The following is a 25,684-nucleotide window of genomic DNA, read 5'->3' as shown; positions in this document are numbered from 1 at the left end:
TCGGTGCAGACGATCCCGACGGCACGAGACACACTGAAGGCATGTCTGCTCGCTTACCCCGCACCCCGTTGACGTGGATCGCGGTCGTCGTACTGGCCGCCGGCGCGGCGTTCGGTCTCTACTGGTTCCAGCCCTGGAAGCTGCTCACCGACACCGAGGTGGCCGAGCAGCTGACCACGGTCGCCGCGCCGACGCCCGGTTCCCCGACCACCGGCCCCCCGACGCCCGGCCCCCCAACGCCCGGCCCCCCGACGCCCGAAGGCAATGCCGCGGCTCTGGTCAGCTCCGGCGACTTCGTCAGCCACGAACACGACACGTCGGGTGGCGCCCGCGTCGTCCGCACCGGCGACGGGCGGCACCGGCTGGAGCTGGTCGGGCTGAGCACCTCCAACGGCCCAGATCTGCGGGTGTGGCTCACCGACCAGCCGGTCGTCGAGGGCCGGGCTGGTTGGCACCTGTTCGACGACGGCCGCTGGGTCGAGCTGGGACGGCTCAAGGGCAATCTCGGAGATCAGGGCTACGAGATCCCCGCCGACATCGAGTTGGACGACCTGACCAGCGTCTCCATCTGGTGCAAGCGGTTCGCCGTCTCCTTCGGCGCGGCGGCGCTGACCCGAGCCGGCTAGGGCGTGACCTCGCGGCAGATGGCAGGTCGGCCCCTTCGTCTCCGGACCCCACGAGATACCGCATCTCGTGGGACCACCTGCCCGCGACGGAGGCTCAGCGTGTCGGGCCGCCCGGACGTCGGGAGGAGTGGCGCTCTCGACCGATCGACGGGCGGCTGCGAAACTGTGTGCCGGTCGCCGGAGTTGGGGGTTTGATGAGCAACGGGTGGGTGCTGCCCGACGAGGTGCTGCGGGAGGCGCCGACGTACACACCGCGTCCCGGTGAGCTAGCGGACCTGGAGCTGCTGCTGACCGGTGCGTACGCCCCGCTGACCGGGTTCATGACCAGGGCCGACCTGGTCTCCGTCAGCCGTCGCGGCCGGCTGGTCGACGGGGCCACCTGGCCTGTCGCCGTCACCCTCCAGGTACCCACCGCGCTGGTGCAGAAGCTCGACACCACCGACCCGGGCCGCCGGACCCTCGTCCTCACCGACGGCGAGGGCGCACCGATTGCGGTGCTGGAGGCGGCCGACACCTGGACGGTCCGCGACGGGGTGGCCGGGGTCGGTGGCACCGTCCACCGGCTCGGCGACGGCGGGTACGGCCCGTTCCAGCGGCTGCGGCGTACGCCCAGGGAGATCCGGCCGCTGCTGCCGCCCGGCCGGGTGCTCGGGGTGGTCGCCGACCGCCCACTGCACCGGCCGCAGTTGGCTCAGATCGCGCACGCCGTACGCACTCTGAGCGCGCATCTGCTGGTCATGGTCCCGGTGGGCGACGACGGCACCGGCGGGCTGCCGCCGGAGTCGCTGGTGCGCAGCGTCTTCGCCGCCCGCGACCGGATGCCACCGGCGACCCTCTTCGCGGTGCCGTTCTCCCGGCGGCGCGACGAGATCAGTGACGCCCTGCTGCTGGCCCGGGTCTCCGCCGCGTATGGCGTCACCCACCTGCTCTCGACCGGCGAGATGCTCTCCGGAGCCGGGCTGCGGGTGCTGGTGCCCCGCGAGTTGGCGTACGACAACCGGGACGGCCAGTGGCGCTGGCGCGAGGACATCCCGCCGCGTAACCGGCGGCTGGCGCTGACCCAGGAGGAGATCGACGACCTGCTGGACCGGGGGTTCCCGCTGCCCGAGTGGCACACCCCGCCGGCGGTGGCGAAGGAGTTGAGCCGTGCCCGCCCGGCCCGCCGGCACCGAGGTCTGGTGGTGTTCCTGACCGGGCTCTCCGGGTCCGGGAAGTCGACCGTCGCGCGTGGCCTCGCCGACGCGCTACGCGAGGAGGGCGAGCGGACGGTAACGCTGCTCGACGGCGACGTGGTGCGCCGCGAGTTGACCGCCGGCCTGGGCTTCAGCAAGGCCGACCGGGACACCAACGTCCGCCGGATCGGCTGGGTCGCCGCCGAGATCGCCCGACACCGCGGGATCAGCGTCTGCTGCCCGATCGCGCCGTACGCCCAGGCTCGGGCGGCTGCCCGGGAGATGGCTGCGGCGGCGGGCGCGGGATTCGTGCTGGTGCACGTCGCCACGCCGCTGGAGGTCTGCGAGCGGCGTGACCGCAAGGGCCTGTACGCGCGGGCCCGGGCCGGCCTGCTTACCGGGATGACGGGCGTCGACGACCCGTACGAGGAACCGACCGACGCGGATCTGGTGCTGGACACGACCGACCTGAGCGTGGACGAGGCGGTTCAACGGGTGCTGCTCCACCTGACTGAGACCGGCTGGGTGGAGCCCCGACTGCCGCCGATCTGAGCACGGTCCTCGTCCCACCTGGCCACGCCGTCGGCTAATGTTTATCTTCGTTCGGAGATGTTCATTCATGTTGGCCGGGAGGGTGCCGGATGCTCGCGCAACAACGCCAGGCGGCGATCCTCGACCGGGTCCGCACACGCGGCGGCGTACGCGTCGGTGAGCTGGCCGCCGAGCACGGCGTCTCCGACATGACCATCCGGCGCGACCTGGACCTGCTGCACGAACGCGGCCTGCTCGCGAAGGTGCACGGTGGGGCAACCGTCGCCGGCGCCACCGACGAGCCGGGATTCCAGGCCAAGTCGGTGCGCCAGCAGGCCGAGAAGTCCGCCATCGCGGTCCGGGCCGCACGGCTCGTCCGGCCCGGCGCGGCGATCGCGCTCTCCGCCGGTACCACCACCGCCGAACTGGCCCGGCGGCTGGTCGACGTGCCGGGCCTGACCGTAGTGACCAACTCGCTGCCGGTCGCCGACATCCTGCACGACCGGGGCCGCGACGACCAGACGGTCGTGCTGACCGGCGGGGTGCGCACCCCCTCCGACGCCCTGGTCGGGCCGCTGGCCGTGACGGCCGTTCGCGCCCTGCACCTGGACGTGCTCTTCCTCGGCGTGCACGGAGTCACCGAACGGACCGGCTTCACCACACCGAACCTCATGGAGGCTGAGACGAACCGCGCACTGGTGGCGGCGGCGGACCGCCTGGTGGTCCTCGCCGACCACACCAAGTGGGGCACGGTCGGCATCTCCGCGATCGCCCCGTTGGCCGACGCCCACGTGCTGGTCACCGACGACCGGCTGTTGCCACAGGCCCGCCGGCTGCTCACCGACCGGATCGGCGAGTTGGTCGTGGTGCCGATGACCGGGCAGGGCACGCCACGATGAAGCGTACCGCGATGACCCTGGCCGACGGCCGCGAGCTGATCTACTTCGACGAGCGGAACGACGCCGTACGGGACCAGCCGGACCGGCGGGAGCTGCCGCCTCCCCCGCTCGCCTCCCAACTGCGCCACGACCCGCTCACCGACGAGTGGGTGGCGCTCGCGGCGCACCGGCAGACGCGGACCTTCCTACCACCGGCCGACCAGTGTCCGCTCTGCCCCTCCACGGCGGAGCGGCACAGCGAGATCCCGGCGCCGGAGTACGCCGTCGCGGTCTTCGAGAACCGGTTCCCGGCGCTGAGCGGACGGGTGGTCGACGAACCGGCCGAGATCACCCCGTTCACTGCCGCCCGGCCCGGCCGGGGGCGCTGCGAGGTGGTGTGCTTCACCGACGACCACCACGCCTCCTTCGCCGGGCTGCCGCCGCTCCGGGTGCGGACCGTGCTCGACGCGCTGGCGGACCGGACCACGGTGCTCGGCGGGCTGGCCGGAGTGGAGCAGGTCTTCTGCTTCGAGAATCGGGGCATCGAGATCGGGGTGACGCTGCACCACCCGCACGGGCAGATCTACGCGTACCCGTTCCTCACCCCGCGGACCCGGTCGCTGCTGGACGCGGCCCGCCGGCACGCCGCGCGGACCGGCGGTGGCAACCTCTACGCCGACGTTCTCGCCGCCGAACGCGCCGCCGGTGAACGGGTGGTGGCGGCCAACGAGCACTGGACGGCGTACGTGCCGGCCGCCGCCCGGTGGCCGTTCGAGGTGCACGTTGCGCCGCACCGGCCGGTGCCCGACATCCCGGCGCTGACCGAAGCCGAACGGGACGCCTTCGGTCCGCTCTACCTGGATCTGCTGCGGCGCTTCGACGGCCTGTTCGACACGCCCATGCCGTACATCGCCGCCTGGCACCAGGCACCGGTACGCGTCGACCGCGAGCTGGCGCATCTGCACCTTCAACTGTTCAGCGTCCGGCGGGCGGCGGACAAGTTGAAGTACCTGGCCGGGTCGGAGTCGGCGATGGGGGTGTTCATCAACGACATCGCCCCGGAACGGGCGGCCGCGCTCCTGCGGGCGGTGTGTGACCAGGCGGGGTGACCGCGCTCCCGATCGGCTGGACGCAGGGCGCGGGGGGCCCGGGACAGGGCCCCCCGCGGGGAAGGGACGGCTGGCTGTGCATGACAGCCGGGAAGGCTGGCTGCTGGGCACGCGCGCCGCGCGGCGGCGACGGTCAACCTTCCAGGACGGGACTGGCATCTCGTCCTACCAGGTCAACGAGGCGCGCCGGGCGGGGTTACGCCATCTTGCGTGTCTCGGCGGGACACGCCGACCCGCTGCCGGGCAGCGACGCGTACGGTACACACCGCACCCGCCGGCGGTCGGGCCGGCGGGTGCGTGCGAGGGCTCAGGCCAGGCGGCGCGCCAGGTTCTCGTCGAGCGCGTTCATGAACTCGTCGGTGCTCAGCCACGGGGCATCTCGCGAGATGAGCAGCGCCAGGTCCTTGGTCATCTGACCGCCCTCGACGGTGTCGACGATGACCTGCTCCAACGTGTTGGCGAACTCGGTCACCGCCGGGGTGCCGTCCAGCTTGCCACGGTGGGCCAGGCCCCGGGTCCAGGCGTAGATCGAGGCGATCGGGTTGGTCGAGGTCTTCTCGCCCTTCTGCCACTGCCGGTAGTGCCGGGTGACGGTGCCGTGGGCGGCCTCGGCCTCGACGGTACGACCATCGGGGCTGAGCAACACGGAGGTCATCAGCCCGAGCGAGCCGAAGCCCTGCGCGACGGTGTCGGACTGCACGTCACCGTCGTAGTTCTTGCACGCCCACACGTAGCCGCCCTCCCACTTGAGCGCGGCGGCCACCATGTCGTCGATGAGCCGGTGCTCGTAGGTGAGGCCGGCGGCGTCGAACTCCGCCTTGAACTCGTTCTCGAACACCTCGGCGAAGATGTCCTTGAACCGACCGTCGTACGCCTTCAGGATGGTGTTCTTGGTGGACATGTAGACCGGGTAGTTGCGGTCCAGGCCGTAGCGGAACGAGGCCCGGGCGAAGTCGCGGATCGACTCGTCGTAGTTGTACATGCCCATCGCGATGCCGCCGCCGGGGAAGTTGGCGACCTCCATCTCCACCGGCTGCGAGCCGTCCGCGGGCGTGTAGGTCATGGTCACCGTGCCGGGGCCGGGGACCACGAAGTCGGTGGCCTTGTACTGGTCGCCGTGGGCGTGCCGGCCGATGATGATCGGCTTGGTCCAGCCCGGCACGAGCCGCGGCACGTTGGACATGATGATCGGCTCGCGGAAGACCACGCCACCGAGGATGTTGCGGATGGTGCCGTTCGGCGACCGCCACATCTTCTTCAGGCCGAACTCCTCCACCCGGGCCTCGTCCGGGGTGATGGTGGCGCACTTGACGCCCACGCCGTGCTGCTTGATGGCGTTGGCGGCATCGACGGTCACCTGGTCGTCGGTGGCGTCGCGGTGCTGGATCGACAGGTCGTAGTAGTGCAGGTCGACGTCGAGGTAGGGCAGGATCAACTGCTCCCGGATCTGCTTCCAGATGATCCGGGTCATCTCGTCGCCGTCGAGCTCCACGACCGGGTTGTTTACCTTGATCTTCGCCATCGGCCGACGCTCCTCTCAGGGGACACATGCTCAAGCAGTACGAGCGTACTGGATCGGATCAGCTGGCATCCTCCGGGCCGTGTACCCACTGAACCAGCTGAAAGATCACCCCGTTGGGATCGGCGACCTGAAGAAGCGCTCCCCCCAGGACTCGGTCTGGATCGGGGTCGCGATCGGTGCGCCGGCGGCCGTGAGCCGGGCGTACTCGGCGTCGATGTCGTCCACCACGAAGGCGACGATCACCCCCTCGGCCCGCTGGGCCCGCAGGCGCTCCGGCTGCCAGGCTGGCCAGACCGGTGCGCAGGAAGATCAGGTAGAAGCCGACCCCGTCCCGGGCCAGCGACACGAACCCGTCGGCCGCCATCTCCTCTCGGAACCCGAAGTGCTGCCGGACGAACGCGGCAGAGGCCGACACGTCGTCGACGTTTAGCGTGATGGCCGATGCGCTGATCTGCACGTGTGCTCCCAGGGCCAGGACGCTTAATCTCGTACAACGTACAACGTATAACGTACGGCGATTCGACCTGCAAGGATCACAGGGTGTCCAACCACCGCACCGGAGCCGGCGATCCGGCCCGCACCCTGCGACTGCTCTGGCGTCAGCTCGACGACGGCCCCCGCCGCGGCCCACGCCAGGGCCGCTCGCTGGACGACCTCGTGACGACCGCGATCGACCTGGCGGACGCCGAGGGGCTGGACGCGGTCACCATGCGGGCGGTCGCCCAGGCCGTCGGCGTAGCGCCGATGACCCTCTACACGTACGTGCCGAGCAAGGCCGAACTGCTCGACCTGATGCTGGATGCGAGCTACGCGCGGATGCCCAGACCGGATCGGGCCGACCAACCGTGGCACGCTCGGGTGGCAGAGCTCGCCCGGAGCAACCGGGACCTCTACGCCGCCCACCCGTGGGCCGCCGAGGTCGCCACCGGTCGGCCACCGCTGGGCCCGGGCCTGATGGCCAAGTACGAGTACGAGCTGCGCGCCTTCGATGGCACCGGCCTGGACGACGTGACCCGCAATGCCGCGTTGACCTACGTCCTCGACTTCGTCCGGGCCGCCGCCCGCTCGGCGACCGAGGCCCGGTCCGCCCACCAGGAGAGCGCCTGGACCGACGAACAGTGGTGGACGGCGAACGCCCCGCTGCTGGCCCGAGTCCTCGACGAGCGACGCTTCCCGACCGCCGTCCGGGTGGGCGCGGCGGCGGGCGCGGCCCAGAACGCCGCCTACGACCCCGACCAGGCGTACGAGTTCGGCCTGGCCCGGCTCCTCGACGGCCTAGCCGTCCTGATCGCTACCGACCCGCCAAGTTGATCAGAAGGTTTGCGTCTCGGGTCGACTGTCGTCCCGATCCGCAAACCTCTTGATCAACTCAGGTCGGTACGGTCACATGGCGGCGACGTCGGCCTGCTTGGCGCGGACGGCCTCGGCGGCGGCCTGCAGGCTGGTCAGCTCGTCGGCGTCCAGTTCGGTCTCGACCACCCGCTTGATGCCCTCGGCACCGATCGACGCCTCCACACCCAGGTAGACGCCGGAGAGTCCGTACTCCCCGTCGACCCAGGCGCAGACCGGCATGACCTCGCCGGAGTCCTCCGCGACGGCCTTGGCCATCCGGGCGGCAGCGGCCGACGGGGCGTAGTACGCCGACCCGGTCTTGAGCAGCGCGACGACCTCGGCGCCACCGTTGCGGGTCTTGACGACCAGCTCCTCGATCTGTTCGGCCGGCATGGCGTCACGCAGCGGCTTGCCGTCCACAGTGCTCTTCGACGGCACCGGCACCATGGTGTCACCGTGCGAACCGAGCGTCAGCGTGCGTACCGACTTCACCGGTACGCCCAGCGCCTCGGCCACGAAGTTGGTGAACCGGGCGGTGTCCAGCATGCCGGCCTGGCCGAGCACCCGGTTGTGCGGGAACTGGGTGGCGAGCTGCGCCAGCGCGGTCATCTCGTCGAGCGGGTTGGAGACCACGATCACGACGGCGTTCGGTGCGTACTTGGCGACGTTCTCCGAGACCTGACGGACGATCTTGGCGTTGGTCTCCAGCAGGTCCATCCGGCTCATGCCCGGCTTGCGCGGCAGGCCGGCGGTGATGACGACGACGTCCGAGCCCTCGATGCCCTCGTACCCCTCGCCGTTCGGGCCGGTCGTGATGCCGACCACCGTGGTCTCGAAACCCTCCACGGCCCGCGACTGGTTGAGGTCGAGGGCGAGGCCGGCCGGCTTGCCCTCCACGATGTCGGTGATCACGACGGTGTCGAAGATGTCGTACTCGGCCAGGCGCTGTGCGGTGGTGGAGCCGTAGAAACCGGCGCCGACGACAGTGACCTTCTTACCCATGGTCGTCCCACTCCCTGATACCAGTCGGTTTTTTGGACGGTATCAACCATCCTGGCACCGACCGGGCCAGGGGCGGATGTTATGACCAGCCGGAGTGGCCCGCCTCACCGCTGCTCAGCCGCGCTCAGCCCGCTCGACGACGTTGGTGAGCAGCATGGCGCGGGTCATCGGGCCGACTCCGCCGGGCATCGGCACCAGCTTCCCGGCCACCTCGACGACCTCCGGCTCCACGTCGCCGGTGTACCGGCCCTTGCCATCCGGCCCGATCACCCGGGTGATACCCACGTCGACCACGACCGCACCGGGGGCGATCATGTCCGCGGTGAGCAGGCCGGGCACGCCTGCCGCGACCATGACGATGTCGGCGGCCCGGGTGTGGGCGCCGAGATCAAGGGTGCCGGTGTGACAGAGGGTCACCGTGGCGTTCTCGCTTCGCCGGGTGAGCAGCAGACCCAGTGGGCGGCCGACCGTGTTGCCTCGGCCCACGACGGCGACGTTGGCGCCGCGCAGTGGCACGTCGTACCGGCGGAGCAGCTCCACGACGCCCCGTGGGGTGCACGGCAACGGTGCGTCGTACCCGAGCACCAGCCGACCCAGGTTGATCGGGTGCAGACCGTCGGCGTCCTTCTCCGGATCGATCAGCTCCAGCACCCGCTGCGTGTCCAGGTGCGCCGGCAGCGGCAGCTGGACGATGTAACCGTGACACGCGGGGTCGGCGTTCAGTTCCGACAGGATCGCCTCCACCTGCTCCTGGGTGGCGTCCGCCGGCAGTTCCCGGCGGATCGAGGCGATGCCGACCTCGGCGCAGTCGCGGTGCTTGCCGTTCACGTACGCCTGGGAGCCGGGGTCGGCCCCGACGAGCACCGTGCCGAGCCCTGGCACGGTCCCCCGTTCCGCCAGCGCCTTCACCCGTGCCCGCAGCTCGTCCTTGATCTCGGCCGCGGTCGCCTTGCCGTCCAGAAGTGTCGCCGTCACGACCAGATCGTCTCACGCCTGGCCCGGCCGGCCGGGCCGACCCGGAGGGTCGAGGGCCCTCGCGCCGTCGAACTACTCTCCGCTACGTGTTGTTCTTCACTATGAGTAACGGATCATCAATTCCGACCCGTTAGTTCCGGACGGCGAGGCACGAAGGCCTGCTATCCGACGATCATGGATAACCGCCCGACGACCGCTCAAGCAGCGCTGGAATAGGTCAACCAGTCCCACATCTTCCCAGTCCATCCGGCAGGCAACCGGACCGCCTTTAGCACGGGACCGGCAGCCCGACAAGCCAGGCACGCACGTTCCGTTATCAACTCGCAACCACCGCGTTGCCGAGTCGCGGCATGTGACCTACCGTTGCCGATCATTGCGCAGCGTCACCCAATGCCGGGCCTGACTGCGCAGCGTAGTGGAGATGAGGAGGCTAGATGCGTGTTCGTAGGCTTGCCGCCTGGACCGCCCTCCCGCTCGCGGTGACCCTGGGCCTGGCGGCCTGCGGCTCGGGCGGCGACGGCGGATCCGGCGAGAGCGACCCCAACGCGGCCGTGCGGATCGAGATCGCCGAGCCGCAGCACCTGGTGCCGACCAACACCAACGAGACCAGCGGTTCCCAGGTGCTCGCCGCCCTGTTCAGCCCGCTGGTCGACTACGACGAGGCCCACAAGCCGTACGAGGTCGCGGCCGAGTCGATCACGTCCAAGGACAACACCACCTGGACGATCACGCTCAAGGACGGCTACACGTTCCACAACGGCGAGGATGTCACCGCCGACAACTACATCGACGCCTGGAACTTCGGCGCGTACGCCCCGAACGGGCAGAACTCCAGCTACTTCTTCGAGAAGATCGCCGGGTACGACGACCTTCAGGGTGACAGCCCGAAGGCCAGGACGCTCAGCGGGCTCGACAAGGTCGACGACCAGAGCTTCACGGTCACGCTGTCGCAGCCGTACAGCGAGTTCAAGGCGATGCTCGGCTACACCGCCTTCTTCCCGCTGCCGAAGGCCGCGTTCGACGCTCCCGGCGAGCTGGCCGAGGGCTTCGAGCAGGCGCCGATCGGCCAGGGCCCGTTCAAGATGAAGGGCACCTGGCAGCACGACGCCAAGATCGAGGTCGAGCGGTACGACGCCTTCCCCGGCGAGCAGCCGAAGGTGGTTGGCGTCGAGTTCCGCATCTACCAGCAGCTGACCGCCGCGTACGCGGACGTGCTGTCGGACAACCTCGACGTGATCAAGACCATCCCGACTGAGAACCTCTCGACGGCCGAGACCGACCTGGGTGACCGGTTCCAACAGAGCCCGGCGTCATCGCTGCACTTCCTGGCCTTCCCCACCTTCCAGGAGGAGTTCAGCAACCCGGACGTGCGCAAGGCCATCTCGATGGCGATCGACCGGGACGAGATCACCACGTCGATCTTCAAGGACTCGCAGCAGCCGGCCCGCTCGTTCGTCTCGCCGGCCGTCGCCGGCTACCGGGAGAACACCGTCGGCGCTCCGGGCGAGTTCGACCCGGCCAAGGCCAAGGCGCTCTACCAGGCCGCCGGCGGCCCGTCGAAGATCACCCTGTCCTACAACGGCGACGGCGGCCACAAGGACTGGATCGACGCCACCTGCAACCAGCTCAAGGCCAGCCTGGGCGTGGACTGCGTCGGCAGCGCCGAGCCGAAGTTCGCCGACCTGCTGACGAAGGTCAAGGCCAAGCAGCCGGTCGGCCTGTTCCGGATGGGCTGGATCATGGACTACCCGTCCATGGAGAACTACCTGGGCCCGCTGTACAGCACCAACGGTTCGTCGAACTACTACGGCTACAGCAATCCGGACTTCGACCGCCTGCTCGCCGAGGGCGCCAGCGCCCCCAGCGAGGAGGAGGCGATCAAGAAGTACCAGGAGGCCGAGGACCTGCTGGCGAAGGATCTGCCGGTGGTACCGCTGCGATTCGGCCAGAACAACTTCGGCCACTCCACCAAGGTCCAGAACGTCGAGATGGATCTCTTCGACCGGATCGACCTCATCAAGATCGAGGCCGTGAGGTAGTACCGACGCGGACGGGGCGGGTCATCGCGAGGTGACCCGACCCGCCACGCGGTTCGCCCCATTTCAGAGAGACTGCCAAGTATGTTCCGGTTCATCGTGCGGCGTCTGCTCCAGATGGTCCTGGCCTTCTTCGGGACCACACTGATCGTCTACGCCCTGATGTTCGCTGGCCAGGGCGACCCGATCCAGGCCCTCGCCGGTGAGCGCCCGGTCACCGCCGCACAGCGGGCGTACCTCACCGAGAAGTACCACCTCGACGCCACCGGCGTCGGCGGCTTCTTCTACCGGTACTTCGACTACATCTCGAACCTGCTCCGAGGCGACCTGGGTGAGTCGCTCACCGGGCGGTCAATCGGCGAGATCCTCGCCGCCGCCTGGCCCGTCACGATCAAGCTGGCGCTGATCGCCATCGCGGTCGCCGTCATCTTCGGCGTCACCGCCGGGGTGCTCGCCGGCATCCGGCGGGCCAGCATCTTCGACAACGCCACCCTGCTGCTGACCCTACTGGTACTCGGTGTCCCGACCATCGTGCTCGCCCCCCTCGCGCAGTACTTCCTCGGCGTCAAGTGGCAACTGTTCCCGCCCACCGCCGGCGCGGACCCCGGCTTCGGGGCGCTGCTGCTGCCGGGCATCGTGCTCGGCTCGCTCTCCCTGGCCACCGCGCTGCGGCTGACCCGCACCTCGGTGGCCGAGAACCTGCGCGCCGACTACGTACGCACCGCCAGGTCGAAGGGCCTACCGGGCCGACGGGTGGTAAGCGTGCACGTGCTGCGCAACTCGCTCATCCCGGTGATCACCTTCCTCGGCGTCGAGGTCGGCAACCTGATGAGCGGGGCGATCATCACCGAGGGCGTGTTCAACATCCCCGGGGTCGGCTTCAACCTCTTCCGCGGCATCCGCACCGAGGACGGCCCGCTGGTGGTGGGCGTCGTCAGCGTGCTCGTCGTGGTCTACCTCGTCGCCAACCTGGTGGTCGACATCCTCTACGCCGTACTCGACCCGAGGATCCGCTATGAGTGAGCACAGCAAGGTGGCGCGGTGAGCGACTTCGAGACAGTGGCTGCCAGCGAGAACCAGGCCGCCCGACGTGGTCCCTCCGGTGAGCCGGACACGCCGGAGGAGGTGGGTCGGCCCCGCAAGCCCCGCAGCCTGACCGGCGACGCCTGGCACGACCTGCGCCGCAAGCCGATCTTCTGGGTCAGCCTGATCCTGGTCCTGCTGGCGACCGGGATGGCCGCCGCGCCGGGCCTGTTCACCAGCAACGACCCGGCCGACTGCCTGCTGTCCCGACAGCACGCCGCGCCGTCCGGCGGGGCCATCTTCGGGTACGACTTCCAGGGCTGCGACACGTACGCCCGAGCGGTCTACGGCGCTCGCGCCTCGCTGCTGGTCGGTGCCGTCTCCGCGCTGCTCACCGGCGCGATCGCGTTACTGGTGGGGATGCTCGCCGGCTACTTCGGCGGCTGGGTGGACGCGGTGCTGTCCCGGGTCATCGACGTCGTACTCGGCATCCCACTGCTGCTGGCCGCGATCGTCCTGCTCAAGCGGGTCGGCAGCGACAGCGCCACGGTACGCGTCGGCGCCGTCATCTTCGTGCTCGCGGTGCTCGGCTGGACAACGGCCGCGAGAGTGGTCCGCTCCTCGGTGATCACCGCCCGCGAGCAGGACTACGTGGCCGCGGCCCGGATGCTGGGCGCCGGCGACGGCCGCATCATGTGGCGGCACATCCTGCCGAACGCGCTGGCCCCGGCGATCGTGGTGCTGACCATCGCGCTCGGCTCGTTCATCGCCGCCGAGGCGACACTGTCGTTCCTCGGAATCGGTCTACGGGAACCGACCATCTCGTGGGGCATCGAGATCAACAACGGCCGGGTACACATGCGCGAGTCGGCGATCCCGTTGGTGGTGCCGTCGACGTTCCTGGCGCTGACCGTGCTGGCCTTCATCATGCTCGGCGACGCGATCCGCGACGCCTTCGACCCGAAGCTCCGGTGAGCCATCTATGAGCCAGAACGCTGTCCGGCCGACGCCGGCCTCACCCACCCCACCGGGCGGGCACCTGCTGGAGGTGCGCGACCTGCACGTCGAGTTCCGCACGAGCGAGGGCGTAGCCAGGGTCATCAACGGGGTCAGCTACCACCTGGACCCGGGCGAGACGCTGGCCGTGTTGGGCGAGTCCGGCTCCGGCAAGTCCGTCACCGCCCAGGCCGTCATGGGCATCCTGGACACCCCGCCGGCACACATCAGCTCCGGTGCGATCCTCTACTCCGGCCGGGACCTGCTAACCGAGCCGGAGGCGCAACGCCGGCAGGTGCGGGGCAAGGAGATCGCCATGATCTTCCAGGACGCCCTCTCCGCGCTGAACCCGGTCTTCCCGGTCGGTTGGCAGATCGGCGAGACGCTACGCCAGCGCCTCGGGATGTCCCGCGCCGACGCCCGCCGCCGGTCGGTGGAGCTGATGGACCTGGTACAGATCCCGGCCGCGGCGAAACGTCTCGGCGACTACCCGCACCAGTTCTCCGGCGGCATGCGCCAGCGGGTGATGATCGCGATGGCCCTGGCGATGGAACCGAAGGTGCTCATCGCCGACGAGCCGACCACCGCCCTCGACGTCACCGTGCAGGCCCAGATCATGGATCTCCTCGCCGAACTGCGGCGAAACCTGGACACGGCCATGATCCTGATCACCCACGACCTCGGCGTGGTGGCCGACGTGGCGGACCGCATCGCGGTCATGTACGCGGGCCGCATCGTCGAGCACGCCGACGTCCGATCGCTGTACCGGGCGCCCGCCCACCCGTACACCAAGGGGCTGCTGAACTCGATCCCTCGCCTGGACCAGCGCGGTGGAAAGCTCTCCACCATCCGCGGTCTGCCGCCCAACCTGATGCGCGTCCCGAGCGGCTGTCCCTTCCACCCCCGGTGCCCGTACGCGCAGCAGGTCTGCGTGGACGTGGTGCCGCACGACCTGGTCCTGGCCGACGGCCGGACCAGCGCGTGCCACTTCGCGCAGGAGGTACGCGATGACCGCGCCAGCTAACCCCACCACGGTGCGCGGCGAGACGATCCTCGACGTCAACCATTTGGTCAAGCACTTCCCGATCACCCGGGGCGTGCTGGTGCAGAAGAAGGTCGGCGCGGTCAAGGCGGTCGACGGGGTGAGCTTCGAGCTGCGCCGGGGCGAGACACTGGGCATCGTCGGCGAGTCGGGCTGCGGCAAGTCCACCCTCGCCCGGATGCTGATGCGGCTGGAGCGCCCGACCGCCGGGCGGGCCACCCTGGCCGGCCGGAACCTGTTCGCCGCGTCCGGCGCCGAACTGCGCCGGATCCGACGCAACATGCAAATGGTGATGCAGGATCCGTACACCTCGCTGAATCCGCGGATGACCGTCGGCGACATCATCGGCGAGCCGTTCGAGATCCACCCGGAGGCGGCACCGAAGGGCAGCCACCAACGCCGGGTCCAGGAACTGCTCGACGTCGTCGGGCTCAACCCGGAGCACATCAACCGCTACCCGCACCAGTTCTCCGGCGGCCAGCGGCAGCGGATCGGCATCGCCCGGGCGCTGGCACTGCGGCCCGAGGTGATCGTCTGCGACGAGCCGGTCTCCGCGCTGGACGTCTCCATCCAGGCCCAAGTGATCAACCTGTTGGAGCAGCTTCAGGAAGAGTTCGGCCTGTCGTACATCTTCATCGCCCACGACCTGTCGGTGGTCCGGCACATCGCCGACCGGGTCGCGGTCATGTACCTGGGCCGGATCGTGGAGATCGGCACCGAGGACGAGATCTACGAGCGGGCCACCCACCCGTACACCCAGGCGCTGCTCTCGGCGGCGCCGGTGCCGGACCCGGAGGCCCGGGAGCACCGAAGCGTCATCCGGCTGCACGGGGACGTGCCGAGCCCGGCGGACCCGCCGAGCGGCTGCCACTTCCGGACCAGGTGCTGGAAGGCCCAGGACATCTGCGCCACCCAGGACCCGCATACGGTGCTGCGGGCCGCCGACCCACACCCGTCGGCCTGCCATTTCGCCGAACTACGCCAGGGACGGTGAGCGCGGGCTCTCCTCCTGCCGGCGACACCGCACTAGTGGAAGAAGTGGCGGGTGCCGGTCAGGTACATGGTGACCCCGGCCTGCTTGCAGGCGGCGATCACCTCCTCGTCGCGGATCGATCCGCCGGGCTGCACGATCGCCCGGATGCCCGCGTCGATGAGGATCTGCGGGCCGTCGGCGAACGGGAAGAACGCGTCCGAGGCGGCGACCGCCCCGCGTGCCCGGTCGGCGCCTGCACGGCTGACCGCCAGCCGGGCCGAGTCGACCCGGTTCACCTGCCCCATCCCGACGCCGACGGTCGCACCGTCGTGGGCCAGCAGGATCGCGTTGCTCTTCACCGCGCGCACCGCCCGCCAGGCGAAGGCAAGGTCGGCCAGGGTGGCTTCGTCGGCGGCCTCGCCGGTGGTCAGCCGCCAGCCGGCCGGATCGTCGCCGTCGGCGTCGATCGCGTCGCGCGACTGCACCAGTACGCCGCCGGTGACCTGCCGCCACTCGGCCGGCCGGGGACGGAACTCCGGCGCACGCAGCAGCCGGATGTTCTTCTTGACCGCGAGGGTCTCCGCCGCGCCGGGCTCGTAGCCGGGCGCCACCACCACCTCGGTGAAGATCTCGGCGATCTGCCCGGCCAGCTCGACCGAGACCGGCCGGTTCACCGCGATGACCCCACCGAAGGCGGAGACCGGGTCGCAGGCGTGCGCCTTGCGGTGCGCCTGCGCCACATCCACGCCGACCGCGATCCCGCACGGGTTGGCGTGCTTGATGACGGCCACTGCCGGCAGGTCTGCGAAGTCGTTGGCGGCCCGCCAGGCGGCGTCCGCGTCGACGTAGTTGTTGTAGGACATCTCCTTACCGTGCAACTGCTCCGCCTGAGCCAGCCCGGCGGGACTGGCCGGGTCGGCGTAGAGGGCGGCGGCCTGGTGCGGGTTCTCGCCGTAGCGCAGCACCGCCTGGCGACGCAGCGCCAGGCCGGCGAAGTCGGACCAGCCCCCGGTCGGCGGGGCGAGGCTGGCGGCGAACCACTCGGCGACCGCCACGTCGTACTCGGCGATGTCGGCGAAGGCACGGGCGGCCAGCGCCTGACGCTGGGCCAGGGTGAAGCCACTGGCGTCGAGCGCGGCCAGCAGCGCCGGGTACGCCGCCGGGTCGGTCACCACCGCCACCGAGGCGTGGTTCTTGGCCGCGGCCCGCACCATCGCCGGCCCACCGATGTCGATCTGTTCAACGCACTCGTCCTGGCTGGCGCCGGAGGCGACGGTGGCCTGGAACGGGTACAGGTTGGACACCAGCAGATCGACCCCGGCGATGCCGTGCTCGTCCAGTTGGGCGGTGTGCTCGTCCTTGCGCAGGTCGGCGAGGAGCCCTCCGTGGATCTTCGGGTGCAGGGTCTTCACCCGGCCACCGAGGATCTCCGGGAAGTCCGTCACCTGCTCGACCGCGGTCACCGGCACGCCGGCGCCGGCGATCGTCGACGCGGTGCTGCCGGTGGAGACGATCTCCACACCGGCGGCGTGCAGCGCGCGAGCCAGCTCGGCCAGGCCGGTCTTGTCGTAAACGCTGACCAGTGCCCGCCGGATCGGGCGACGTCCGTCCTGCATGGAACCCACTCCAACCGTGACCTTTCTCCCGGTGATCGTCCAGCCCTCGCGGACCAGCCGACCCACCTGTTCGACGAGTTGCCGCCGCTCGGCTTCCTTGATGCGCTCGGTGAGCGTGTCGACATCGTCGACATCGCGCACAGGTACCGCCACCTGCGCGACGATCGGGCCGGTGTCGGTGCCGGCGTCGACGAAGAAGAGAGTCGCGCCGGTCACCTTCACCCCGTAGTCGAGGGCGTCACGCGGGCCGTGGATGCCGGGAAAGGCCGGCAACAGGGTGTTGTGCGTGTTGAGGTAGCGGTCACCGAAGGCGGCGAGGAACCGTGTGCCGACCAACTTCAGGAACCCGGCGGAGATGACCAGGTCCGGCTGGTGCTCGGCGACCCGAGCGGTGAGCGCGGCGTCCCACCGCTCCCGGTCCGGGTGGTCCTTGACCCGCTCCACGAAGGTCGGCACACCCGCGGCGGCGGCCCGGTCCAGGCCGGCGATCCCGTCTCGGTCCGCGCCGACCGCGACCACCCGTGCGCCGTACGCCGGGTCGGCGGTCGCGTCCAGCAGGGCCTGCAGGTTGCTCCCGGAGCCGGAGACGAGGACGACGATGCGGGCGGGCTCGGTCACCGGCACACCCTATCCGGCCGCTGACCGGCGCCCAGCCGCTGGGCGGCACGCCGCTCGACGCCTGCCGGAATGGCATGGACCAGGTACGCTGCCGGTCGCTTGGGACCGGCGCATGCCCGGCCCGCACCCGTCAGCAAACATACGTGAGGAGCACGTCATCATGCAGCCCGGATACCCGTCCCAGCCGCCTCAGCCCGTCGACAACAACATGACAATGTCGATTGTCGCGATCTTCCTCTTCTGGCCCCTGGCGATCCCAGCGATCATCAATGCCTCGAAGGTCAACCCGCTGCTCCAGCAGGGTGACTACGCCGGTGCACAGGCTGCGGCGGCCGAGTCGAAGAAGTGGTCCAAGTGGGCCCTGATCGTCGGCATCGCCTGGATCGCCCTCGTCCTGGTCTGCTGCGTGGGTGGCAGCCTGCTCGGCGCGATGACCGGCACCAGCGCCAGCGGTTACTGAGCCGGATGCAACCCGGTAACCCAGGCCAGGACCCGTACGGCCAGCAGCCGCCGTACGGGGACCCGGCGTCGTCACCGCCGGCCGATCCGTACGCCCCGCCGGGAACGAACCCATACGCCCCGCCGCCGGCCGACCCGTACGGGCAACAACCGCCCGCCGGAGCACCGGACGCCCATCCGTCGACCTCGGGTCAACCCGCATACGGGCAGCCGGGCTACGGCCAACCCCCATACGGGCCGCCTGGGTACGGGCCGCCTGGGTACGGGCAGCCCGGGGCGGGCCAGCCGTACGGCCAGTCCTACCCCGACCCGTACGGCACGCCGCAGCCGTACGGGGGCCCGCCGGTGTACCCGCACGCGGGCGTCACCGGCGGGCCGGGACAGCAGAACACCCTCGGCCTGGTGGCGATGATCCTCGGCATCGCGTCGATCCCACTGGGCTGCTGCTATCTCGGCATCCTGCTGGGGTTGGCCGCACTCGTGACCGGCTGGCTGGGCAAGCAGAAGGCCGACCAGGGCCTGGCCGGCAACTCGGGGCAGGCGCTCGCGGGCATGATCTGTGGCGCGGTCGGCCTGTTGCTGGGGGTTCTCCAGATCGTGCTGCTGGGGGTGGACTTCAGCGTGCCGATGCAGCCCTGAACGAATTCAGGTTGAGGGGCGTTCCGGTGCACCCGGGGCGCCCCTCGGCGCAGGGGGCGCAGAAGCAGCGGTCGGTCTCACCCGGATCGCCGGTCGAGCAGCCGGGTGGCGGCGGCACCGAGCACGGCACCACCACCGGTGACCAGGACCGCGGCGAGCGCGACGTGCCAGCCGACGGGTCCTACCTCCGCCAGCCGGCCGGCGCCCAACGGTCCGCCGGAAGCCTCCGCGGCGGCACCGAGCACCAGACCGGCCACCGGACCGGCGAGCGCCGCCGGGCGGAGAAGCCGCCCCCAGGGCAGCGGTACCCGCTCCGCGACGGCCAGCCGCAGCAATCGGCGGGCCAGCAGCCAACCGGCGGCCATTCCCACCAGGACGGGAAGCGAGAGGACGGCCGCCGCGTCGAGCCCGTCGATCGGTCCGCCGGGAAGGCCGGCGAACAACGGCAGGGCCGGCAGCGCGCCGACGGAGACCTCGCTGGTGCGTACCGCTGTGTCGGTGCCCACGGCGAAGCCCGGGCCGAGCAGGTAACTGGCCGACCACACGGTCGCGTTGGGTGCGTAGGCCAGGCTGACCAGGGTGATCCCTGCCTGTCCGGCCACCCCGGTGCGATAGGCGCCGAGCAGGTCGGCGGCGTCACCGCCGCCGGTCGCGACGGCCAGCCCCGCCACCGCCGCCCCCGCGCCGAGCAGCACCAGACCGGCCACCATACCGGCGCGGACGCCCTCTCGTACCGGCACCGGCGCCTGCCGGGTGAAGACCTCCGCGACCCCGGTCGTCCGGGCCGCCCCGACCCCGGCCGAGAGCGTGCCGATCAGCACGAGGGTCAGCCCGGCACGCACCGGCGACACGCCCGGACCGCCGGTGCCGACCAGCACCGCGGCGAGCACTCCCAGCATCCCGTACGCGACGCCGACCGCCGCCGCGGCGGCGATGGTGCGCGCCGGCGACCGGCCACCGCGGGAGCCGATGGCGCGGCTGGCGTGCACCCCCGCCCGGGTGAGTCGCCACACGGCCAGCGCGGTGACCGCGAGCGGCGCCAGGCCCAGCGGTCCGCTCTCCGTGGCCAGCGGCACCCCGTGTCCGAGCAGCCACCCGGCGGCTCCGGCCCGCACGGCGCTCGGCAGGCTGGTGGCATCCCCGCCGAGTTGCAGCAACCAGAGCACCAACGTCACGGGCAGCCAGCTGGTGAGTGCCGCCCCGGCGGCGGCGACCAGCGCGGCGACCGCGAGCGGCGGATGGCTGCGGCGCGGAGGTGACACCCGTGGCGGCGGAACCCGGCGCGGGGGGCCGGCACGGCCGGGCGGCCGGCCGCCGGCGCCGCCGCGGGCGTCGGTAGCCCGGCGGGGCTGGTCAGGGGTCACATGGGACATTGGCTCTACTCTGGCATGCCGGGCCCGCCTCGGCCGCCCGACACCACCCCACCTCTGGCGGAGAGTTCGCCCGATCCGCCCTCGGCGGGGACCGGCTCATCTAGCCTCGGGCACAGTGGCCGTGAAGACCGACGTCGCGGCAGCAAGCGACCGGAGGAATGTCGTGAACGCTCCGTATCCACCGCCCCCGCCCCCGCCGCCGCCCGCCGGCCGGGATCGCACCACCCTCTGGGGGGTGCTGGGCATCGTGACCGGCGTGCTCTGCTGCGGCATCCTCGGCATCGTCTTCGGCTGGCTGTCGGTGCGCGACGCGAAGCGGTACCGACAGTCACCGGTGTTGGGCTACGTGGCCATCGCCCTGGGCATCCTCAACATCGTCGTCAGCCTGATCCTGCAGGCCACCGGGAACTACCCGTTCTGGAACCGCTGACGGGCCAACCAACCGGTCGGCCCGTCAGCGGTGTCGGCGCTTCCGCTCAACCGGCGGACATGATCTCGCGCATCAACTTGGCGGTCTCGGTCGGCGTCTTGCCGACCTTGACGCCGACCGCCTCCAGCGCCGCCTTCTTCGCGTCGGCGGTTCCCGCCGAGCCAGAGATGATGGCACCGGCGTGCCCCATGGTCTTGCCGGGGGGCGCGGTGAAGCCGGCGATGTAGCCGACGACCGGCTTGGTGACGTTGGCCTTGATGAACTCGGCCGCCCGCTCCTCCGCGTCACCACCGATCTCGCCGATCATGACGATGGCGTCGGTGTCCGGGTCGGCCTCGAAGGCCGCCAGCGCGTCGATGTGGGTCGTTCCGATGATCGGGTCGCCACCGATGCCGACACAGGTCGAGAAGCCGATGTCGCGCAGCTCGTACATCATCTGGTAGGTCAGCGTGCCGCTCTTGCTGACCAGGCCGATCCGGCCGGCGCCGGTGATGTCCGCCGGGATGATGCCGGCGTTGGAGGCACCCGGCGAGGCGATGCCGGGGCAGTTCGGGCCGATGACCCGGGTCCGCTCGCCGCTCGCCACGTTGTACGCCCAGAAGGCGGCGGTGTCGTGCACCGGTACCCCCTCGGTGATCACCACGGCCAACGGGATCTCGGCGTCGATCGCCTCGATGACCGCGCCCTTGGTGAACTGCGGCGGCACGAAGATGACGGTGGCGTCCGCGCCGGTGTCCTTCATCGCGTCCGCGACGCCGGCGAAGACCGGCAGTTCGGTCCCGTCGAAGTCGACGGTGGTGCCCGCCTTGCGCGGGTTGACGCCACCCACCACGTTCGTGCCGGCGGCGAGCATCCGCCTGGTGTGCTTGGAACCCTCGGAACCGGTCATCCCCTGCACGATGACCTTCGAGTCCTTGGTCAGCCAGATAGCCATTGTCAGACCCCCGCAGCCGCCAGCTCGGCGGCCCGCTCGGCCGCGCCGTCCATGGTGTCGACCCGCTCGATCAGCGGGTTGTTCGCCCCGTCGAGAATCGCCCGACCGGCCTCGGCGTTGTTGCCGTCGAGGCGTACGACGAGCGGCTTGGTGACCCGCTCGCCCCGCTGGTCAAGCAGGGCCAGCGCCTGCACGATGCCGTTGGCCACCGCGTCGCAGGCGGTGATGCCGCCGAACACGTTGACGAAGACGCTCCTGACCGACGGGTCGGAGAGCACGATCTCCAGGCCGTTGGCCATCACCGCGGCGCTCGCGCCGCCGCCGATGTCGAGGAAGTTGGCCGGCTTGACGTTGCCGTGCCGTTCACCGGCGTAGGCGACCACGTCGAGCGTGGACATCACCAAACCCGCGCCGTTGCCGATGATGCCGACCTCACCGTCGAGCTTGACGTAGTTGAGGTCCTTCTCCTTGGCTGCCTGTTCCAGCGGGTCCACGGTCGCCTGGTCGACCAGGGCCTCGTGGTCGGGGTGCCGGAAGCCGGCGTTCTCGTCCAGCGTGACCTTGGCGTCCAGCAGCAGCAGCTTGCCGCCCTTGGTCCTGGCCAGCGGGTTAACCTCGACCAGCGTGGCGTCCTCGGCGACGAACGCCTGCCACAGGCCCACGGCTACCTCGACAACCTGGTCGGCGACCTCGGCCGGGAAGCCGGCCGCCTCGACGATCTCCCGCGCCGTGGCCTCGTCCACTCCCTTGACGGCGTCGATCGGGGCCTTGACGACCTTCTCGGGAGTCTCGGCGGCGACCTGCTCGATGTCCATGCCGCCGGCCACGCTGGCGATACAGAGGAAGGTGCGGTTCGCCCGGTCGAGCAGGTACGACAAGTAGTACTCGTCGGCCACGTCCGCGGTCACCGTGATCATGACCTTGTGGACCGTGTGGCCCTTGATGTCCAGGCCGAGGATGTCGGTGGCGCGGGCCACCGTCTCCTCCGCTCCCTCGGCCAGCTTGACGCCGCCCGCCTTGCCTCGTCCGCCGACCTTCACCTGCGCCTTGACGACCACCCGGCCGCCGAGACGCTCGGCTATCGCGCGGGCCTCCTCCGGGGTCTTAGCGACGCCGCCGGCGAGCACGGGAAGTCCGTGCCGCTCGAACAGGTCCCGCCCCTGGTACTCGTACAGGTCCACGATTGCGCGTCCCGTCCCGTCTCTGCGGCGCACCGTCGCGCCGCCACCAGCGTATGAAAAGAAAGCAGTGCTGTGCCCGGCATCAGTTGAAGTTGACGCAGGCTGCCGAAACCCTGCCGACCGGACCGCGCGGCGGGTGCGTACCGCTGCCGGCCTCGCGATCTCCTCCGACCGCGAGGAAAGGTCGGCAAGGATTCACTGGGCGCAGCCTAGCGATGTCGGCACGGCCGGGAACCGAGCGGGTGCGCGGTGTGCGGTAATACACATCCGCAGGCGACGTTGCGTCACCGGTGCCGTACCACGGAAGCGGTGAACGGCTGCCGTCACCCGTTCGGGCGATCTCGCCGGGCCGGCGACGGATCTCGACGGTCGCGCGTAACCCCGCCGGAAGGGCGTCGTTGAGTGAGGTGTCGGAGCGCTGGAAAGCGCGAGGACGAAACGGCCGATGCCCTGTCGGTCGAGGGGTGGCGGCGGGGCATCGTGCATAGAGGGGCCGGACGTGTGAGGGGTGCGTCCGGCCCCTCCCCTGTGCTCAGCTCACCGGCTGGGCGACGTTGCACCGCACCCACTCCACGATGGACTGGGTGGTCGCACCGGGGGTGAAGATCTTCGCCACCCCGAGCTGCTCCAGCTCGGGCAGGTCGGCGTCCGGAATGATGCCGCCACCGAAGACGACGATGTCCCGGGCGTCCCGTTCGTCGAGCAGTTCGAGGACCCGGCGGAACAGCGTCATGTGCGCTCCGGAGAGCACCGAGAGGCCCACGGCGTCGGCGTCCTCCTGGATCGCGGTCTCCACGATCTGCTCCGGAGTCTGGTGCAGCCCGGTGTAGATGACCTCCATGCCGGCGTCCCGGAGTGCACGCGCCACCACCTTGGCACCACGGTCGTGGCCGTCCAGTCCCGGTTTGGCGACGACGACCCGAACACGAGAGCTCATCTGGGCATCCCTTTCACCGGCTCCGCGGCACTTACCTGAACGAACGGTAACCCGCCCGGCCGGGGCCGGGGAACGGGGGCCGGCAAGCAGCCCATGATCACGCCGATGTCCGGACGGCCCGACGGTCGTCGGTGGCGGAACCCGCCGCCACTGCGACCTCACACAGAGGCACGACCCGCGCGGTCCACGTCAAGCGGGACGACCCCGCCGTTCGGTCACGGTGTGCAACGAACGGACGATAAGGAGGACGACCATCCAGCACCCTGAGTCAGGACAATCTCGGACGGAAAAGGACAGAACGGTGCAGGCAATTCGGCGCTCCGGCTTGTGACAGGACTGACGGTTGGCTACCGTGTCCACGGTTGTCATCAGGTCCAGGCCGGGTGACGACGCGGTCCACCGGCGCACGATCACCAGATCCGGACGACGGAAGACCGCATCGGAACCCCGACAACGGAGGGTGTGCGTGCGCCAGCGCCTGTCGTCTGAGCCCGATCGGTACCGCGGTCGTCGCCGCGTACCCACCCCCCCACGGAGCCGCTACGCCGCGGTCGTCACCACCGCCTTCGTCGGTGCCGGTGTGGTCGCCCTGGGCGCCAACGCCATGCCGGACGCGAAGAGCGTCAACCCCTCGGTGCTCGACGAGCTGAAGCAGGCGTCGATCAGCAGCCAGGGTGCGGCGGAGCGGGCCGACGCGGCCGAGCGGGCCTCCCGGGACAGCCGCACCGACCCGGAGACCGCCACCGAGTCCGGCGTCTGGCTCCTGCCCCTACAGGGCTACGACTTCAAGTCCCCGTACGGAATGCGTTGGGGCAAGCTGCACACCGGCATCGACCTGGTCGCCCCGGAGGGCACCCCCTACGTCGCGATCCACGAGGGCACGGTCACCAAGGCCGGCTGGTTCGGCGGCTACGGCTATGCGGTCATCGTCGCGCACGCCGACGGCAGCGAGGCGATCTACGGCCACTCCTCCGCGTTGAGTGTGCGCGAGGGCCAGCAGGTCAAGGCCGGCGACCAGCTCGGCCTGGTCGGCAACACCGGCCACTCCTACGGCTCCCACCTGCACCTGGAGGTGCACGTCAAGGGGGCGCCGCTCGACCCGGTGCCGTGGCTGCAGGACCGCGGAGTGGACATCAAGCTGCAAGTCGAGGCAATCTACAGCGACGTAGCCGCGTCCTGACGCCACGTAACGCCCGCTGACCGCCCGAATCGCTGGATCCGGGCGGTTTTTACCGGGCACCACCGGACACAAGTGTCCCAGCTCACAGCAGGAAGTGTGCCCGACGCCACAGGTGCACAGGCCCACCGCCACGGGCACCTCGTGACAGACGCGGACACAACCGGACAGCGTGCCGGCCGCCGGCACCGGCCGCCCAGGACCCCGGTACCCGTACGGAACCGGACCGACACCAGGATTTCGAGGTCACGCGCCACTCGAACCAGTGAGGTCCGTCGTGCAGGAGGACAGATTCACCCCGAACCGCAGCATCCCGCGCGCCCCGGCCCGGCATCGGCGCCGCTTCGGCTGGCGCGCCCGCTACCTGGCCATCGGTGCGGTCGCGCTGATCGGGATCGGCGCCGGCAGCGCCGTTGCCGGCACCCGTGGCGACGGCCCGCCCCCGAGCCCGGTACCCGTCGACGCGCAGGCGCGGGCGCGGGCCGGGGCTGCCGCCCGCGCCGACCGCTCCGGGCGTGAGCCGGCCAGCCCCGCGACCACGGAGAGCCCGACGCCGACCCCGACGGCCAGCCCGACCGCGAAGCCCAGCCCGCAGGCCACCAAGGCCACCAGAGCCACCGAGGCGGCCCCGAAGGCGGCCATGAGCGCGCCACCGAAGGCGTCCTGGGTCATCCCGATGGCGGGCGCCACCATCACCTCCTGCTACGGACCGCGCTGGGGCACCCTGCACGCCGGCATCGACTTCGCGCTGCCCGCCGGGACTCCCGTCCACGCCGCGTTCGGCGGCACCGTGACGAAGGCCGGTGACGTCGGTGATGGCTACGGCATCTCCGTATTCATCGACCACGGGAACGGCTACCTCACCCACTACGCCCACCTGAGCACCGCCAGGGTGGGTGTGGGTGAGAAGGTCAGCACCGGGCAGACCATCGGCCTGGAAGGATCCACAGGTGACTCCACCGGGCCGCACCTGCACTTCGAGGTGCATCAGGGTCAGATGTGGAACCAGATCGATCCGGTGCCGTTCCTGCGCGCCCGGGGCGTCGACGTGGCCTGCTGAGCGGCCGACCGACGGGGGCCGTCCCGGTGTTCACCGGGACGGA

Annotated in this window: 23 protein-coding genes and 2 pseudogenes; 15 read left to right on the top strand and 10 right to left on the bottom strand. The window is 70.6% G+C overall.

Annotated elements, in window-relative coordinates:
- Positions 1-41: 41 nt before the first annotated feature.
- The 4 genes from ACFHWY_RS02770 (at position 42) to galT (ending at position 4,316) form a co-directional block, all read left to right on the top strand.
- Positions 42-626 (top strand): DM13 domain-containing protein, encoded by a 585-nt coding sequence (locus ACFHWY_RS02770; RefSeq protein WP_416578451.1) that lies wholly within the window; start codon positions 42-44, stop codon positions 624-626.
- 194 nt (positions 627-820) lie between these two features.
- A complete protein-coding gene (gene cysC, locus ACFHWY_RS02765; RefSeq protein ID WP_416578450.1) occupies positions 821-2,350 on the top strand; it encodes an adenylyl-sulfate kinase in 1,530 nt (509 codons plus the stop codon).
- 89 nt (positions 2,351-2,439) lie between these two features.
- Positions 2,440-3,228, top strand: a complete 789-nt coding sequence (locus ACFHWY_RS02760) for a DeoR/GlpR family DNA-binding transcription regulator (RefSeq protein ID WP_416578449.1) — start codon at positions 2,440-2,442, stop codon at positions 3,226-3,228.
- Positions 3,225-4,316 carry a galactose-1-phosphate uridylyltransferase gene (galT, locus tag ACFHWY_RS02755; protein WP_416578448.1) on the top strand — a complete coding sequence of 364 codons (1,092 nt, stop codon included), beginning with the start codon at positions 3,225-3,227 and terminating at the stop codon, positions 4,314-4,316. The genes ACFHWY_RS02760 and galT overlap by 4 nt, the downstream gene beginning before the upstream one ends.
- Positions 4,317-4,623: 307 nt before the next feature.
- Here the strand turns inward: galT and ACFHWY_RS02750 are convergent, their stop codons facing one another.
- Both ACFHWY_RS02750 and ACFHWY_RS02745 read right to left on the bottom strand, forming a co-directional pair.
- The gene (locus ACFHWY_RS02750; RefSeq protein ID WP_416578447.1) at positions 4,624-5,838 is read right to left on the bottom strand and encodes an NADP-dependent isocitrate dehydrogenase; all 1,215 of its coding nucleotides are present in this window, start codon (positions 5,836-5,838) and stop codon (positions 4,624-4,626) included.
- A 58-nt stretch (positions 5,839-5,896) separates the two neighbouring features.
- Positions 5,897-6,295, bottom strand: a pseudogene (locus tag ACFHWY_RS02745) (VOC family protein).
- An 83-nt stretch (positions 6,296-6,378) separates the two neighbouring features.
- Here ACFHWY_RS02745 and ACFHWY_RS02740 point away from each other — a divergent pair.
- Entirely contained in the window at positions 6,379-7,149 is a 771-nt protein-coding gene (locus ACFHWY_RS02740) for a TetR/AcrR family transcriptional regulator (protein ID WP_416578446.1), read from the top strand.
- A 72-nt stretch (positions 7,150-7,221) separates the two neighbouring features.
- On the opposite strand, the gene ACFHWY_RS02735 is transcribed toward ACFHWY_RS02740, so the two are convergent.
- Together ACFHWY_RS02735 and ACFHWY_RS02730 are read right to left on the bottom strand one after the other, a co-directional pair.
- Positions 7,222-8,172 (bottom strand): malate dehydrogenase, encoded by a 951-nt coding sequence (locus ACFHWY_RS02735; protein WP_416578445.1) that lies wholly within the window; start codon positions 8,170-8,172, stop codon positions 7,222-7,224.
- Between the two features lie 114 nt (positions 8,173-8,286).
- The gene (locus ACFHWY_RS02730; protein WP_416578444.1) at positions 8,287-9,147 is read right to left on the bottom strand and encodes a bifunctional methylenetetrahydrofolate dehydrogenase/methenyltetrahydrofolate cyclohydrolase; all 861 of its coding nucleotides are present in this window, start codon (positions 9,145-9,147) and stop codon (positions 8,287-8,289) included.
- 434 nt (positions 9,148-9,581) lie between these two features.
- On the opposite strand from ACFHWY_RS02730, the gene ACFHWY_RS02725 reads away from it, so the two are divergent.
- The 5 genes from ACFHWY_RS02725 to ACFHWY_RS02705 all read left to right on the top strand — a co-directional run bounded on the left by ACFHWY_RS02725 (position 9,582) and on the right by ACFHWY_RS02705 (position 15,238).
- Positions 9,582-11,186, top strand: a complete 1,605-nt coding sequence (locus ACFHWY_RS02725) for a peptide ABC transporter substrate-binding protein (RefSeq protein ID WP_416578443.1) — start codon at positions 9,582-9,584, stop codon at positions 11,184-11,186.
- Between the two features lie 81 nt (positions 11,187-11,267).
- Complete coding sequence (locus ACFHWY_RS02720) at positions 11,268-12,206, top strand: ABC transporter permease (protein ID WP_416578442.1); 939 nt, start codon at positions 11,268-11,270, stop codon at positions 12,204-12,206.
- Between the two features lie 18 nt (positions 12,207-12,224).
- Positions 12,225-13,181 carry an ABC transporter permease gene (locus ACFHWY_RS02715; protein ID WP_416578441.1) on the top strand — a complete coding sequence of 319 codons (957 nt, stop codon included), beginning with the start codon at positions 12,225-12,227 and terminating at the stop codon, positions 13,179-13,181.
- 7 nt (positions 13,182-13,188) lie between these two features.
- The gene (locus ACFHWY_RS02710) at positions 13,189-14,226 is read left to right on the top strand and encodes an ABC transporter ATP-binding protein (RefSeq protein ID WP_416578440.1); all 1,038 of its coding nucleotides are present in this window, start codon (positions 13,189-13,191) and stop codon (positions 14,224-14,226) included.
- The gene (locus ACFHWY_RS02705; protein ID WP_416578439.1) at positions 14,210-15,238 is read left to right on the top strand and encodes an ABC transporter ATP-binding protein; all 1,029 of its coding nucleotides are present in this window, start codon (positions 14,210-14,212) and stop codon (positions 15,236-15,238) included. Before ACFHWY_RS02710 ends, ACFHWY_RS02705 begins: the two co-directional genes overlap by 17 nt.
- A 32-nt stretch (positions 15,239-15,270) precedes the next feature.
- Here the strand turns inward: ACFHWY_RS02705 and purH are convergent, their stop codons facing one another.
- Positions 15,271-16,842, bottom strand: coding sequence for a bifunctional phosphoribosylaminoimidazolecarboxamide formyltransferase/IMP cyclohydrolase (purH, locus tag ACFHWY_RS02700; protein WP_416578670.1), 1,572 nt, complete (start codon positions 16,840-16,842; stop codon positions 15,271-15,273).
- A 3-nt stretch (positions 16,843-16,845) separates the two neighbouring features.
- A pseudogene (gene purN / locus ACFHWY_RS02695) lies at positions 16,846-17,451 on the bottom strand (phosphoribosylglycinamide formyltransferase); the annotation flags it as partial.
- 160 nt (positions 17,452-17,611) lie between these two features.
- Between purN and ACFHWY_RS02690 the strand changes: the two are divergent.
- Entirely contained in the window at positions 17,612-17,911 is a 300-nt protein-coding gene (locus tag ACFHWY_RS02690) for a CD225/dispanin family protein (RefSeq protein ID WP_416578438.1), read from the top strand.
- 5 nt (positions 17,912-17,916) lie between these two features.
- A complete protein-coding gene (locus ACFHWY_RS02685; protein ID WP_416578437.1) occupies positions 17,917-18,549 on the top strand; it encodes a DUF4190 domain-containing protein in 633 nt (210 codons plus the stop codon).
- 77 nt (positions 18,550-18,626) lie between these two features.
- Here the strand turns inward: ACFHWY_RS02685 and ACFHWY_RS02680 are convergent, their stop codons facing one another.
- Entirely contained in the window at positions 18,627-19,922 is a 1,296-nt protein-coding gene (locus ACFHWY_RS02680; protein ID WP_416578436.1) for a DUF6350 family protein, read from the bottom strand.
- Positions 19,923-20,085: 163 nt separating this feature from the next.
- Here ACFHWY_RS02680 and ACFHWY_RS02675 point away from each other — a divergent pair, with 163 nt between their 5' ends.
- Positions 20,086-20,352, top strand: a complete 267-nt coding sequence (locus ACFHWY_RS02675) for a DUF4190 domain-containing protein (protein ID WP_416578435.1) — start codon at positions 20,086-20,088, stop codon at positions 20,350-20,352.
- A 46-nt stretch (positions 20,353-20,398) separates the two neighbouring features.
- Here the strand turns inward: ACFHWY_RS02675 and sucD are convergent, their stop codons facing one another.
- The 3 genes from sucD to ACFHWY_RS02660 all read right to left on the bottom strand — a co-directional run bounded on the left by sucD (position 20,399) and on the right by ACFHWY_RS02660 (position 23,404).
- A complete protein-coding gene (gene sucD / locus ACFHWY_RS02670; RefSeq protein ID WP_416578434.1) occupies positions 20,399-21,286 on the bottom strand; it encodes a succinate--CoA ligase subunit alpha in 888 nt (295 codons plus the stop codon).
- Positions 21,287-21,288: 2 nt separating this feature from the next.
- Positions 21,289-22,467 (bottom strand): ADP-forming succinate--CoA ligase subunit beta, encoded by a 1,179-nt coding sequence (sucC, locus tag ACFHWY_RS02665; protein ID WP_416578433.1) that lies wholly within the window; start codon positions 22,465-22,467, stop codon positions 21,289-21,291.
- A gap of 532 nt (positions 22,468-22,999) precedes the next feature.
- Entirely contained in the window at positions 23,000-23,404 is a 405-nt protein-coding gene (locus ACFHWY_RS02660; RefSeq protein ID WP_416578432.1) for a cobalamin B12-binding domain-containing protein, read from the bottom strand.
- Between the two features lie 466 nt (positions 23,405-23,870).
- Between ACFHWY_RS02660 and ACFHWY_RS02655 the strand changes: the two genes are divergently transcribed.
- A complete protein-coding gene (locus ACFHWY_RS02655) occupies positions 23,871-24,584 on the top strand; it encodes a M23 family metallopeptidase (RefSeq protein WP_416578431.1) in 714 nt (237 codons plus the stop codon).
- Positions 24,585-24,858: 274 nt separating this feature from the next.
- Entirely contained in the window at positions 24,859-25,641 is a 783-nt protein-coding gene (locus ACFHWY_RS02650) for a M23 family metallopeptidase (RefSeq protein WP_416578430.1), read from the top strand.
- Positions 25,642-25,684: the final 43 nt, after the last annotated feature.

Source organism: Micromonospora sp. LOL_024 (assembly GCF_048060415.1).
GTDB lineage: Bacteria > Actinomycetota > Actinomycetes > Mycobacteriales > Micromonosporaceae > Micromonospora.
The sequence above is the reverse complement of the archived record's forward strand: the minus strand, read 5'-3'. Positions and strand labels throughout refer to the sequence as shown.